This window comes from Neptuniibacter marinus, assembly GCF_965223595.1.
Lineage (GTDB): Bacteria > Pseudomonadota > Gammaproteobacteria > Pseudomonadales > Balneatricaceae > Neptuniibacter > Neptuniibacter marinus.
Map to the genome: position 1 here is coordinate 1,051,289 of NZ_OZ245004.1, position 13,735 is coordinate 1,065,023.

General features: G+C 42.1%; 13 protein-coding genes. 8 read left to right on the plus strand and 5 right to left on the minus strand.

Features of this window, described 5'->3' with window-relative positions; all coding sequences use genetic code 11:
* The first annotated feature begins 5 nt into the window (after nucleotides 1-5).
* Nucleotides 6-272, plus strand: coding sequence for a GIY-YIG nuclease family protein (locus ACOQOE_RS04845; RefSeq protein WP_420555024.1), 267 nt, complete (start codon nucleotides 6-8; stop codon nucleotides 270-272).
* Between the two features lie 99 nt (nucleotides 273-371).
* Here ACOQOE_RS04845 and ccoG read toward each other — a convergent pair whose 3' ends face one another.
* Nucleotides 372-1,778 carry a cytochrome c oxidase accessory protein CcoG gene (gene ccoG / locus ACOQOE_RS04850; protein WP_420555025.1) on the minus strand — a complete coding sequence of 469 codons (1,407 nt, stop codon included), beginning with the start codon at nucleotides 1,776-1,778 and terminating at the stop codon, nucleotides 372-374.
* Between the two features lie 107 nt (nucleotides 1,779-1,885).
* Between ccoG and ACOQOE_RS04855 the strand changes: the two genes are divergently transcribed.
* The 6 genes from ACOQOE_RS04855 (at nucleotide 1,886) to ACOQOE_RS04880 (ending at nucleotide 7,668) form a co-directional block, all read left to right on the plus strand.
* Nucleotides 1,886-3,331, plus strand: coding sequence for a PLP-dependent aminotransferase family protein (locus tag ACOQOE_RS04855; RefSeq protein WP_420555026.1), 1,446 nt, complete (start codon nucleotides 1,886-1,888; stop codon nucleotides 3,329-3,331).
* A gap of 143 nt (nucleotides 3,332-3,474) precedes the next feature.
* A complete protein-coding gene (locus ACOQOE_RS04860) occupies nucleotides 3,475-4,092 on the plus strand; it encodes a ZrgA family zinc uptake protein (protein WP_420555027.1) in 618 nt (205 codons plus the stop codon).
* Between the two features lie 27 nt (nucleotides 4,093-4,119).
* Nucleotides 4,120-4,824 carry an ABC transporter ATP-binding protein gene (locus ACOQOE_RS04865; protein WP_420555028.1) on the plus strand — a complete coding sequence of 235 codons (705 nt, stop codon included), beginning with the start codon at nucleotides 4,120-4,122 and terminating at the stop codon, nucleotides 4,822-4,824.
* A complete protein-coding gene (locus tag ACOQOE_RS04870) occupies nucleotides 4,821-6,080 on the plus strand; it encodes an ABC transporter permease (RefSeq protein WP_420555029.1) in 1,260 nt (419 codons plus the stop codon). Before ACOQOE_RS04865 ends, ACOQOE_RS04870 begins: the two co-directional genes overlap by 4 nt.
* A 13-nt stretch (nucleotides 6,081-6,093) precedes the next feature.
* Nucleotides 6,094-6,627 (plus strand): DUF3299 domain-containing protein, encoded by a 534-nt coding sequence (locus ACOQOE_RS04875; RefSeq protein ID WP_420555030.1) that lies wholly within the window; start codon nucleotides 6,094-6,096, stop codon nucleotides 6,625-6,627.
* A gap of 102 nt (nucleotides 6,628-6,729) precedes the next feature.
* Nucleotides 6,730-7,668, plus strand: coding sequence for a nucleoside recognition domain-containing protein (locus tag ACOQOE_RS04880; protein ID WP_420555031.1), 939 nt, complete (start codon nucleotides 6,730-6,732; stop codon nucleotides 7,666-7,668).
* On the opposite strand, the gene ACOQOE_RS04885 is transcribed toward ACOQOE_RS04880, so the two are convergent.
* On the minus strand, nucleotides 7,665-7,865 hold the full coding sequence (locus ACOQOE_RS04885) for a transcriptional regulator (RefSeq protein ID WP_067862236.1): 201 nt from the start codon (nucleotides 7,863-7,865) through the stop codon (nucleotides 7,665-7,667). The two genes, ACOQOE_RS04880 and ACOQOE_RS04885, sit on opposite strands and share 4 nt — an antisense overlap.
* A gap of 114 nt (nucleotides 7,866-7,979) precedes the next feature.
* Nucleotides 7,980-9,161, minus strand: a complete 1,182-nt coding sequence (gene purT, locus ACOQOE_RS04890; protein WP_420555032.1) for a formate-dependent phosphoribosylglycinamide formyltransferase — start codon at nucleotides 9,159-9,161, stop codon at nucleotides 7,980-7,982.
* Between the two features lie 610 nt (nucleotides 9,162-9,771).
* Between purT and ACOQOE_RS04895 the strand changes: the two genes are divergently transcribed.
* Complete coding sequence (locus ACOQOE_RS04895) at nucleotides 9,772-10,176, plus strand: phnA protein (protein ID WP_420555033.1); 405 nt, start codon at nucleotides 9,772-9,774, stop codon at nucleotides 10,174-10,176.
* Nucleotides 10,177-10,185: 9 nt separating this feature from the next.
* Here ACOQOE_RS04895 and ACOQOE_RS04900 read toward each other — a convergent pair whose 3' ends face one another.
* Nucleotides 10,186-11,199, minus strand: coding sequence for an asparaginase domain-containing protein (locus tag ACOQOE_RS04900; protein ID WP_420555034.1), 1,014 nt, complete (start codon nucleotides 11,197-11,199; stop codon nucleotides 10,186-10,188).
* Nucleotides 11,200-11,276: 77 nt separating this feature from the next.
* Nucleotides 11,277-13,727, minus strand: a complete 2,451-nt coding sequence (locus ACOQOE_RS04905; protein ID WP_420555035.1) for an EAL domain-containing protein — start codon at nucleotides 13,725-13,727, stop codon at nucleotides 11,277-11,279.
* Nucleotides 13,728-13,735: the final 8 nt, after the last annotated feature.

Below are 13,735 nucleotides of genomic sequence, written 5' to 3' on the forward strand. Positions count from 1 at the left end.
TAAAAATGGTTAAGAATACAGACCTGAGTAGTTGGTATGTCTATATAGTAAAATGCGTTGATGGCACATTATACACGGGAGTAACAACTGATATTCAGCGCCGTTTACGTCAGCATAATGGTGATTTGGAGGGAGGGGCTAAATACACGCGAGTACGCCGCCCTGTTCAGGTTGTATGGCATGAAGAGCAACCTAATCAATCATCAGCCTGTCAGCGTGAGGCGGCGATCAAAAAGTTATCTAGGGCTGAAAAGTTGAGCCTTATAGATTAATTGTTGGAACTTCTCTGGTTGGTTTATATTTGCTAAACATAATCTACAAGGCTCTGGAATAAATGTTTTTAAAACACTGTTTCTGGTCGTAGCGCCTAATTATATAGGCGCTAAAAACGTACTCTTTTTCGAAGCGCTGAAAGAGCCCGATGTTAGCATAAAGGTGATCTCCGTTTTTGCTGGTAGCATATGATTTGGAGCACAAACAGTATAAGGTGTTGTCGCGCTTTGACCGATAATGTTCAGCTGTTTAGGACCTAATAGTTGTAATTGAATGGAAGAGGTCGGGGCGGTCACATCAACGGAAATCTGCTTTATTTGAGAAGAGAAAGCTTCGAGTTCAAGATAGTAGTGATTACAGATTAGCTCTTCAGTTATTTGATAAAGTGAAGCCCTATCCCGAGCAATTTCTATGATCAATTCAGTCTTGTTTTGTAGTGTATAGGTAACTCCCCAAGCTGTAGCAATACAGATGCTTAAGTAACCTAGTAGTCGTGGTCTTAGTAAAGAGTGGGTTTGATCTTTCTGAGACTCAATAAGGTTTGATGTTGAGAGTGCCTGTTCTGAATAAAAGTCAATCAGGCCAGTCTTTTTGCCTAGTTTAAGCATCACAGAATCACAGGCATCTATACAAGCAGCGCAATCGATACAAGCGGCTTGGAGACCATTTCGTATATCAATTCCTGTAGGGCATACTTGGACGCAAATCCCACAATCTACACAGTCCCCAGCGTTTTCTTCTTGGCCTCTTAAGTGCTGTCTAGGCTCCCCACGAGCAGGGTTGTAGGCCACAGTGTAAGTTTTTTCATCAAACATAACCCCTTGAAAACGTGAATAGGGGCACATATGCAAACAAACCTTCTCTCTTACTAAGCCAGCATTAGCGTAGGTTAAGAGGGACATAATAATGATCCATGATAAGCCGAAAAGGGAGAGATCAAAATGAAGCAGATCTTGGATTAATTGATCTATAGGTGTGAAATAGCCACAGAAGGTAATAGCCGTAATACAGGACAATATTAACCAAAGACTATGTTTGATAACTCGCCTAAAGAGCCTTTGGCTATTGAGTGATTGCTGATCTGATCGAGAGCGTTTTGCAGCACGCCCCTCAATTAAATCTTCGATACGAATAAATAACCAAGTCCATATTGATTGTGGGCAAGCAAATCCGCACCAAACACGCCCCCAACCGACCGCCATAAAGAATAGCAAACTGGCCCCGCAAATCATGAAGCCTGCAAGGGCAGGCAGATCATACCAAGATAGTTCAGTGCCAAACAGAAAAATACGGTGGGCATCAAAGTCGAACATAATGAGTGGCTGCCCGTTTATACGTACCCAGGTCAGGGTGAAAAATAGGGCCAGTAAGGGCCAGCTCGTTAAGCGTCGTAAGTTTTGATAGAAGCCTTCTACAAGCTTTACATGAAACTTTCCATTCCCAGGCAGTGAAGCGGATTCACAAAGGGAGGTTAGGGGAATTTGATTACTACTAGATGGTTTCATCAGGACGCACTTTTCTAATTACTGATAGCTGCATAATGTACAGAGATAAAAAGATAGGAACAGGCATAGAAAAATAATTTATAATAGGTACAGATGAGAGGGGCTAAATGAAATACCTATATCAAGAACTGGAACAAGAGCTCGCTGAATACATATATTTAGGTCAGCTCCCAGCAGGCACTAAACTGCCTTCTATCCGGACTCAATGTGAGGAGAGGGGGCTTTCTAAAGCCACCGTGATTCATGCTTATCAGCGTTTAGAAGCGGCAGGTCTTGTAGAGGTAAGAACAAAGTCAGGCTATTTTGTTTCAGTTCAGCTGAATACTAAGGCAAAAATACCTTCACAAAGCCCCTCTTTAATGAAAATCAGGTCTGAGCCCCATCTGATTGATATGAGCGACGTGATGAGAGATATCATGACGCACAATGCTGCTTTTGATATAGCGCCTCAAATTGATCAACGATCGCAACATCCTGTAGGTATTACTGAGCTAAATCGTTGTTTATCAAGAGCCTTACGGCAGCAGGGTGGTTCTGAACATCAATATTATGATGAGCCAGCCGGGTCACTCTATTTACGTCAGCAAATTGCTAGCCGATATCAGCGTCTAGGTTGTAGGTTTGATGAGCAAGATGTCTTGATTACAGCGGGTTGCCAGCATGCATTATCTTTAGCATTACAATCCTGTTGTCAGACAGGGGATATAGTCGCAGTTGAATCCCCTGGGTTTTATGGGGTGCTGCAGTTATTAGAAAGCCTCGGTTTACAAGTACTTGAAATCCCCGTTACGTCAACGGAGGGTATCTCTATAGATGCTTTAACTGAGGCTTTATCTAAATGGAAAATAGCTGCTTGTGTAGTAACTCCTGCATTTGCAACGCCTTTAGGCTCAGTGATGCCTGATGCTGAACGTAAGCGGTTGATTCAATTAGCGGAACAGTTTGGCTTTACTATTGTTGAAGATGATATTTATGGGGATCTATCATTTGGTGCGCGTCTTCCCCCATTAAAACAGCTGGATCGGAATGATAATGTCATTTTATGTGGCTCTTACTCTAAATCACTTTCAAGAGAGTTGAGGCTAGGTTGGGTTGTTTCGAGTAGAGAGAAATCCTCTTTAATGTTTTTAAAAATGGTCAATATGCTTGCCTTAAGCCGTTTTACGCAGCAGGGATTAGTTGATTTTTTGGATGATGGTTCTTACGAAAAGCATCTGCGTAAATATAAGTACTTACTTAAAGAGCAGCGAGATCAGTTGATTGATCTACTGTTTTTATATTGGCGTGAACTTGGCGAGATAAGAGTGAGCCAGCCTCAGGGAGGGCTTGCGTTATGGGTTGAGCTTGAAGAGCACTATAAAGTAGATAACTGTTATTTGGATGCCCGTAGGGAAGGTATAGTGATCACTCCAGGTAACTTATTTACAGCACAAGATCAGTATCGAAATTGTTTACGTATTAGCTTTGCTCACCACTGGAATGCGTCGCGAAAGAATGCAATTAAACGGTTGGGTGAGATTCTATTGGATAAATGCAGCGCTGATAAACCATAAGAAGCTGGATTATCCCTCTTTAAAGCTATTTTTTGGCAGCGATCGATTATTCTTTGATCCTCAAGATAGCTTGAGCTTGTTGTCATAAGCCGGCGTAAAACTGTATAGTAATGTTATATTATATCATTTTATTGGAGAGCATCATGTTCCAGCGTGTCCATTACATTTCTATAGGTAGTGCTTTAATTTCATGCATGTTAAGCCCTATTGCTACAGCACTTGAAGCGCATGTGCATGGGGAAGCAGTGTTAAATATCGCAACAGATCAAGGTGATGTAGAAGCTGTGCTTCGCTCGCCAATGGCGAATATCGTAGGGTTTGAATACGAAGCAAAGTCGGCTGAAGATAAAGCGACTCAAGAGAAAGCCTTAAAGCTATTAAAAAATGCTAATAACATTTTGAAACTTTCTGCTTCTGCTAACTGTCTGACGGAGCATGTTGAGGTCGTTTGGGATGAAGAGCATGGGGATCATGATCACGAGGAACATGCGGATCACGAGGAACATGCGGATCACGAGGAACATGAAGGTCATGACCATCACGAAGAACATGCGGATCATGAAGAGCATGATCACGAAGGGCATGCTGATATTACAGCGATTTATCATTTTAAGTGTAGTAACCCTGAAGCATTGACAGATATGACATTGAGTTTGTTTGATTCGTTTAAAGGAGTAGAGAAGCTCCATGTGAATCTAATTACAGATAAGGGAGCTCAGCAGCTTGAGTTAACTCCTTCCTCTAAAGGCTTTAAATTCTAATGGCATTACTCGAGTTTGGTTTTTAAAATGAAAAAATTAGCCGTAACTATCGATGATCTTTTATTTACGTGGGGTGATGGCACACCCTGCTTAACCATTCCTAAGTTTCAACTTTATCACGGTGAAAAGGTTTTCATAAAAGGCCCCTCGGGTAGCGGAAAAAGCACATTGCTTAATATCTTGGGTGGTGTGCTTGCCCCTGAAGATGGTGATATCAAAGTTTTAGGCCATGACTATGCCCTCATGAAAATGTCCCAGTTAGATAAGTTTAGAGCTGACCATATAGGTTTTATTTTTCAGCAGTTTAACCTACTACCGTTTTTGAGTTTATTAGAAAATGTTTGTCTACCTTGCCGTTTTTCGTCTACGCGAAGAGCACGTGCTATCGATGAGTTTGGTTCTGTAGAGCAGGGGGCTGAGGCGTTACTTAAGCGTTTAGGTTTGATGGATAAACATCTCTATCAACAAAATGCAGCGGCCCTTTCTGTAGGGCAGCAACAAAGGGTGAGTGCGGCAAGAGCGATTTTAGGTTCGCCGGAGATTATTATTGCAGATGAACCTACATCGGCACTTGATGTAGATGCGCGAGACCAGTTTTTAGCGTTGTTATTATCTCAATGTGAATTATCCGGCTCCACGTTAATTTTTGTGAGTCACGATAGCGCTTTAGAACATCACTTTTCGCAGAAATTGAGGCTAACCCCTTCATCTAATGGAGGATATAGCTTATGACTTTGTTTCATTTAACGTGGAAAAGCTTTTTAAATAGGAAGGCCACTCTATTAATGATGTTGCTATCTATTAGTATGAGTGTTGTGTTGCTGCTAGGTGTAGACATTATAAGGCAGCAAGCTAAAGAGGGGTTTTCATCGACTATATCTTCTACTGACCTGATCGTAGGTGCGCGAAGTGGGCAGATAAATTTATTACTGTACTCTGTTTTTCATATTGGGAATGCTACCAATAATATAACGTGGAAAAGCTATGAAAATATTAGCCAAGATGCCAATGTTAAATGGAGTATTCCTCTATCACTAGGTGATTCTCATCGTGGGTTTAGGGTTTTAGGTACCTCCTCAGCGTATTTTGAACATTACCGATATGGTGCCAAACAGCCACTCGCCTTTTCTCAAGGTAGAGGCTTTGAAGGGCTTTTCGATGTGGTAATTGGTGCTGAGGTTGCTAAAAAACTAGGCTATAACTTAGGCTCTCCCGTTGTGATCGCCCATGGTATGGGGAGTGCCAGTTTGATGAAGCATGATGATAAGCCGTTTAATGTTGTAGGCATTTTAAAACCTACAGGTACGCCTGTTGATAATACGCTTATTGTTTCTTTGGAGGCGATTGAGGCTATCCATGTTGATTGGCAGTCTGGGGTGCAATTACCCGGCTCTAAAGTAACGGCAGAGCAAGTGCTTAAAATGAACCTTAAGCCTAAACAAATTACGGCGTTTATGCTTGGGCTTAACTCTCGCCTTTCTACATTTCATCTACAGCGGAAGATAAATCAGTATAGGAATGAGCCGTTAATGGCTATTTTACCAGGACTTGCTTTGCAGGAGCTGTGGGGTATGTTTTCCTTCGTTGAAAAAACACTGTTCGCTATTTCTGGTTTAGTGGTTGTTTCAGGAGTGCTTGGGTTGCTAGCCTTGCTGTTAAGTAGTTTAAATGAACGCCGCCGAGAAATGGCTATCTTGCGCTCTGTAGGTGCGCGTCCTATACATATATTGACACTACTTATATTAGAATCATTATTGGTTACATTATTGAGTGTTTTATTGGGTATTGGTGTACTTTATTTAGTAATGTTTTATGCCAGTCCGTTAATTCAGGATCAGTTTGGGGTACGATTAGCGGTACAAGGTTTAAGTTTATGGCAATGGCAGCTAGTAGGTATGGTGGTCGCGGCTGGAGCTTTAGCTGGATTAGTACCCGGTTATCGTGCTTACCGGCACTCGTTAGCTGATGGTATGTCGATTAAGTTATAACAAGAGATATTGAATGTTTAAACATATTATCGCCGTGTGGTTGATCGCTAGCTCAAGTTTTATTAGTGCAGGAGAGGTGATCAACGGTGAGTCAGTGAAGCCAGTAGAGTGGGAACAGTTGGTGCCTGCTGATTTCTCTATGGATGCGATATTTAATAGTTCTGAGCAGTTGGCGGCTATTGATGATTTTGATCCTAAAGCACAACAGCTGCTGGATGAGATGATGGTAGCTATGCAATCTGCTCCGACTGTGCCTGATTTTGATGGTCAGATGATTAAAATTCCTGGCTATGTCGTACCGGTCGAATCGGATGGTACGCGTGTTACAGAGTTTTTTTTAGTTCCTTATTTTGGTGCATGTATCCATGTGCCTCCTCCGCCCTCCAACCAGATTATCTATGTTCGATTTGAGCCTGGAACTCATGTGGAAAATTTATATGATGCGGTATGGATTAGTGGTCGTATAAATACAGAAACGGTTGTGAATGAACTTGCGGCTTCCGGTTATACCATGGAAGCTTTTAAAATTGAGCCTTATGATTTGTGATACGAGCAGTCATCACTAATATCTGTATAGACTTATAAATAGCTGGTTTCACTTCTAGCCTCTGGTAAAATTGCCCCTTATTTCTAGCCAAGGCTATTTATCGTGGAACAGATCATTGCAGTTATCCTAGATTCCGGGCGAACCGGTTTGGACATGGGTTTATATATTCTTTTACCCATTATGGTTGTAATGTCTGCGTTTATGAAATTACTCGATGCTAAAGGCGTGCTAAGTTGGATCTCCAATTTATTGGCACCGGTGGCGCGTATTTTTGGTATTCCCGGCCTCGGTATTTTTGCCATGATAAAGCTGCTTTTTGTTGGTTTTGCCGGCCCTATTGCTACTTTAGCTTTGATGGATAGGAATGGCACCTCACGCCGTTATATCGCGGCTACCTTAGCGATGGTCTTAGCTATGTCACAAGCCAATGCGACGTTCCCGTTAAGTGCAATGGGGCTTAATATAGGTGTAATTCTGATTACATCTATAATTGGTGGCTTAGCGGCAGCTTCTTTCACTTACTACGTGCTAACTCGTAACCTTGTTGATCCTGATACTACTGAAACTGTCGTCAAATCGACCTCGCCAGAAGAGGAGAAAAAAACGGTTATTCAGATCTTAGGTGATGGTGGTCAAGAGGGGATGAAGATCGTGTTCGGTATGCTGCCTATGCTAATACTGGCGATCTTTTTAGTGAATGTATTTGAAGCGACAGGGGTTATTAGTTTATTAAGCTCATTACTCGCCCCGTTACTGGCTCTAATTGGTTTACCTGAAGCAGCAGTGCTACCTATAGTGACTAAATTTATTGCAGGTGGAACCGCTTTTATGGGTATCACTATAGATCTGATGAACGAGGGGCTTATTAGTGTAAACGAGCTTAACCGTATGGCCGGTTTTGCCACTAATCCCCTGGATGTTGCTGGCATTGCGATCTTTGCCGCTGCGGGTAAGCGAATCAGCCAAGTGATTCGCTATGCTGTTTATGGTGGCTTGTTCGGTATGACAATAAGAGGCGTGTTACATCTATTTATTTTCTAACGATGTAAAACGAGTTGCGGCCCTTTTTTACCTGCTGGAATCGTGTGTTTGGCGAAAACGCCATAGATATGTCCACAGCCATTGCAATAAGCGATTTGGAACCAAGCTTGGCTATCACGTGCTCTTTCTTCGCTGTCTTTTGATACGATGTGTTCAACCCCTGAGATTGAGCATTCTGGGCATTTAGGTTCAGCCATAGGTGACTCCGATGAATGTGTTTATTCTATCCTTAGTTGCTGGTAATCACTAAAGGTTCCCTAATATTTAGAGTAAAGCACTATTTCGGTTGGAAATAGTGCTTTGATTCTAATTTATAGTTCTACATTGATTGAGGTTGAGCCACGAATAGCTTTCTCTTTAGCCGTTTGTACTGTTTTATCTCGAGCTAATACAACACCCATACGTCGTTGCCCAGAAACTTCCGGTTTGCCGAATAATCTGATTTGCGTATTCGGCTCCGCAAGGGCTTGTTGTAGATTACCAAATTGTACTTTATCTGATTCACCTTCTACTAAAATGACGCTCGATGCAGAGGGCCCATGGAAATGAATATTTGGAATAGGTAGGCCTAAAATAGCTCTAGCATGCAGTGCGAATTCTGATAAATCTTGGGAGATCATCGTCACCATGCCGGTATCATGGGGGCGAGGTGATACTTCGCTAAAATAAACATCATCTCCTTTAATAAAGAGTTCAACGCCAAAGAGGCCTTGCCCACCTAGTGCTGATGTTACTTTACTTGCTATCTCACGAGATTTTTCTAGTGCCACAGGGCTCATGGCTTGTGGTTGCCAGGATTGTCTGTAATCACCGCCAACTTGTATGTGTCCTATAGGTTCACAAAAACTAGTATTGCTATCGTGACGAACGGTAAGCAGTGTTATTTCATAGTCAAAGTCTACAAACCCTTCTACGATGACTTTTCCTTTTCCTGCGCGACCGCCATCTTGAGCATATTGCCAAGCTTGTTCAATTTGGTTAGTGGATTGGATGGTGCTTTGACCTTTACCTGATGAGCTCATAATTGGCTTTACAACACAGGGGATACCCACTGTTTCCACAGCGGCCATATACTCTTCATGTGTTTCGGCAAAACGGTAGTTAGAGGTGGGAATATTAAGTTCTTCAGCGGCTAAACGCCTAATTCCTTCGCGGTTCATCGTGAGTTGAGTTGCACGAGCTGTTGGAATAACGTTGAAGCCTTCACTCTCAAGATCAACTAAGGTTTCGGTCGCTATAGCTTCTATTTCAGGAACAATCAGGTGTGGTTTTTCTAGCTCGATTATTTCACGAAGCGCATCACCATCCAGCATTGAGACGATATGGCTTCTGTGAGCAACCTGCATACCTGGGGCATTTTTGTAGCGATCGACAACAATGACCTCCGCGCCTAAGCGTTGTAATTCGATAACGACTTCTTTGCCCAGTTCCCCACCGCCGCACATCAATACACGTGTAGCTGACGGTGATAGAGGAGTCCCTATTTGTAGCATTGTCCAATCCTCAGCGTGAAAAAATTTCAAGCATTATACGGTGCGAATTATGACAATCGCCAGCAGAATGGAAGTTGTCTTCTATAATAAAAGTGTAACTTCGTGTTGAAGTCACGGTTGTATTTTTTTAAATATTGGATTGTCTTTGGTTTTTTATGTGTTTTATCATGACTAGAGATAGTTCTTCCTTTGAAACATTTTTTGAAATGAAATAAGGAGGATAAATAAAAATACATCGACTGGGAGATTGATTGTTGCGGTTTTCGTTAATGCCTTAGGCTGCAGCAATTAGTAGCGTTTTTAAGTTGGTATTTTCAGAGTGAACGTCAAAGACTGCAGAGTGGTCATAACCACATTAGAAGCACTCTAGAACCTGCCCGCTTAAAAAATTCTGGTCGTTTACATTGCTTGTTTTTTGCCTGCAAAGGCTGATTAGTCGGAGTATCCATCCGGCAGGAGGGGATAGTATCTCTTATAGAGGCTATCCCCTCGTTAATTTTAGTCGCTCATGTTGCCCTCTAGGCTATATCACTTAGTCTTAGTTCCCCTTATATTTCTTCCATTCTAATGAGAATGTGCTATCCCTTAGAATAAACATGGGGACGTAACTATGTCTAAAGGTCATGATCGTTATCACGAGCGGAATTGTGGGCTGTCAATTTTTGGCAAGGATTTAGTGCGGCGTAGTGGGGCACATTGCGAACTATGCGGCGACCATGGTGTTAAGTTGCATATCTATGAGGTGGCAGCTGTTTCAAAACTGCCTGATTTGAATCACTGTCTTATGGTCTGCGATGTGTGTTTTACGCAGATTGAAAAACCAAAATTACAAGATAACAACCATTGGCGTTGCTTAAATCATTCAATCTGGAGTGAAGTGCCTGTGGTCAAAGTTCTTGCTGTAGCTATATTGAAGCGTGTTGCAGAGCAAAATTTTTGGGCTGTTCAGCTTTTAGAACAAGTTTATTTAGAACCTGAGGAGCGGGAGTGGTTAGCTAAAGTGCAACTTCCTTAATTTGAGGCTTTAGCGGCTGATTTCCCCGGCCAAGCTTTTAACAAAGTTATTTTCGATCATTGCCGTAGATGTCAGCGTTGCTAATAGAAAGTGAAGTTTGCAGAAGCAGGCTTCTAATGTCATTTCAGCCCCTGATATAACACCAATCTCATTTAAAATTGAGCTGCATGCGTATTGCCCCTGAAAGATCTCAGCTTGTAAGCACTGGCTGTTATTGACAAAAAGTACGCCTCGTTTTGCAGCAGCCTTCAGTGCATCTATTAGTTCCTGATTTTGATCAGGCAAATTACCTACGCCGTAACTCCGCAAAATAATGGCCTTACAGTCTGGGTCTGAACTGAGTAATTCAACGTGCTTGCCATTAATTCCTGGGTAGATGGGAAGTATAGCAACGGCATTTTTTTTAAATACAGGGTTTAAAAAACTGGGTTGTTTTTGGGGTAAAAAGAGGTTGGAATGTAGTTCTATATTAAGCCCTACTTGGCCGAGCCAAGGGAAGTTGGGACTGTTAAAGGCATCTAATCCTGTTGCTTTTACTTTACTCGATCTATTTCCTCTTAAAAGCCGTCCGCTAAAGTAAATGCAGACTTCATTTATTGAGTTCTCAGAGGTTAGAAGTAGTGTTGTAATTAGATTGTCGAGAGCATCGTTTCGCAGTTGTGATAAAGGAATTTGAGAACCGGTAAAGATAACGGGCTTTGATAAACCTTGTAAGATGAAGGACAGCATTGAAGCGCTGTAAGCCATAGTGTCGGTACCATGAAGCACAATAAAACCATTATAATCGTCATGTTTCTGGATAATGATTTCCGCTATTTCAGTCCAATGGCTGGGGATCAAATTGGCACTATCTATTAACGGATTTAGCTCCAGCATATCGAACTCTGGGAGCAAAGCGTGGTGTGAATGGGCTAAGCGGCTTCTTATTAATGATTCAAACCCAGGAACTGGAGTGTAGCCGTTAGCAGATGATTCCATACCTATAGTTCCACCAGTATAGATCATCAGTATTTTAGTAGTCATAGAGAACTCCAGCTTCAATTAAGCATATATATACGTTGAACTAAGGGAGAAGTGAAGAGTTTATATATCTTTGTCTGTCAAGTATTATCCATCGGAGAGCCTAGCCCTCTAGGGCTTTTTAATAGTTCGCTGATCTGTGCTTTAGGTAAAGGTTTGCTGAAGAGGAAGCCTTGTAGTTCTTCGCAGGTTTGCGTTAACAGGAAGTTACGTTGTTGAGGAGTCTCTACACCCTCTGCAATCACTTGAAGATTAAGGCTGTGAGCCATTGTTATGATTGCTTGAGTGATTTCAGCACTTTCTACGCTTTGCCCTAAATCACGTACAAAACTTTGGTCGATTTTTATGCGATCTAAAGGGAATTGCTTTAGGTAACTTAAAGAGGAATAGCCGGTACCAAAATCGTCTACGGCAATATTAATCCCAATATCTTTTAGCTCGTGTAAAGTTTGAATGGTCACCTCAAAGTTACTCATAAGAGCAGATTCTGTTAACTCGAGCTCCAATAGATGTGCAGGGAGCGCAGTGATATCCAATATTTGTGTTACACGCTCAACTATAAAATTATCATAAAATTGAATAGCTGAAATATTGATGGCTATACGTATCTCTTTTTTCAGGCTTTTGTTCCAAGTGACGGCTTGTTTACAGGCTGTTTCCAGTACCCAGTCGCCTATCGACATAATTAGCCCCGTTTTTTCTGCAATAGGTATGAAGGATGCTGGGGATATGTTGCCTCTTTCGGGGTGCTTCCAGCGCAATAGAGCTTCTAGACCGATTATTTCTCCGGTAGTGCTGATGACCTGAGGTTGATAATAGACTTCCAGTTGGTTCTGATTGAGGGCTAAGTGAAGGTCTCGCGTTAAGGAGGATTCGTCGATAATTTCCTGTTTTAAATGCAACGAATAATAGTATAGCCCACGTTTGTTGTTGGATTTTGCTTTATGCATGGCGGCATAGGCATTACTGATTAATATATCTGTGCTGTCTCCATCTTGTGGGTAGGTACTAACACCAATGGAGGGTTTAAAGAAGAAATGATCGCCCTGTAATTCGCAAGGTAATTGTAGGAGTTGGATTAGACGATGGCCGATTCTTGCAGTATCTGAAGGGGAGGACTGGTTGGTAATGATTGTCGCAAATTCGATTCCACTTAGACGGGCGACTGAATGAGAAAAACCGACAGCTTTTTGTATCTGTTGTGCGGCCATTGCCAGAATTTCATCTCCTGCATTGAGGCCTAAGCGATTATTGACTTCTTTGATGCCGCTAAGTTGGATGATCAACAGTGAAATGCTCTGTGTTTTCGGTGTGTCTGCAAGTGTGCATTCCAGTTGATCTTTGAACATAGTTTTGTTGGGCAGATGCGTTACTGGATCAAAGTGAAGCTGTTGGTACACCTCGTTATTAAGCTGCGTTAATTTGTATTGGGTTTCTAAATAGCGGCGCCAACTAAAGAGCGAGAAAACCAAAATCAGTACGAGCATAGTATTTGTTGGAGGAAGCCAAAGTTGAGCTTCACGTAAGAGAGTAAAGGATAAAACTAATGCTGCTAGCAATGTAAAAGGTAAGCTTATTGGGAAGTATCGTTTGGGTAATACGATGGAAGCTAATACTAATAATATCGTTAAAATGAGAGTGGATAAGTATTGTTGCCAAGGTGTTATCTCGGTGATAAAACGAGATTCGAGCAATGCTGCAGCTATATTTGCATTGAGTTCTACGCCTGGCATCCGTTGATGCTGCCCAGAAACAGGGGTGCTTACGGCATCTCCCATTCCGGTCGCTGTCGCACCTACGAAGATTATTTTACCTTTTAAATGTTCTAGGCCTATCTTGCCACTCAAAACATCAATATATGAATAATGAGTGAAATGCCCTGGAGGGCCGTAAAAAGGGATTAGTAATGGAGTGCTACGGACCCAGCCGGTATCGCTGGATTGTGTTTTGTTTGGAGCGGGTATTAAAGGGTAATCGTGGATAGCTTGTTGAAGGGCAAGGCCTAATATAGGCCAATGAGCGTCACCTAAGCCAGCGTAGAGGTAAACCCGACGGCAGATGCCATCAATATCTAGCTCAGTATCAACATGAGCAAACCCGGCACTATACTCAGCAATGGTAGGGATGGGTAGTAGTTCGCTAATGTGTGAATTTACAGATTTCTCGGGTGCTACTGCCAGAAAAACGCGACCATTTTTTTCTATAGCTTCAGCAAATAAGCGGTCGTTCTCAAGGGATTCTTTTTCGGAAAATAAAATATCAAAGCCCACCGCTGTTGTTTGGGCTTGAGTTAGCCGATTAAGTAAATCTGCATGGACTGTTCGAGGCCATGGCCAGCGTCCCAGACGCGCAATGCTTTCTTCATCAATCGCAATAATAACGATCTCTTCAGGAGGCGGATGGCTAGAGAAATTTAAAAAACTGTCGTAAATAATCAGATCTATGCGTTTAAGCACAGAACTGTTGAAGCTAACAACCAGCAATAACAACATTAAGCCTATAAGAAAAAGCTGGATACGGCGTTTATTCATAGTCTGTA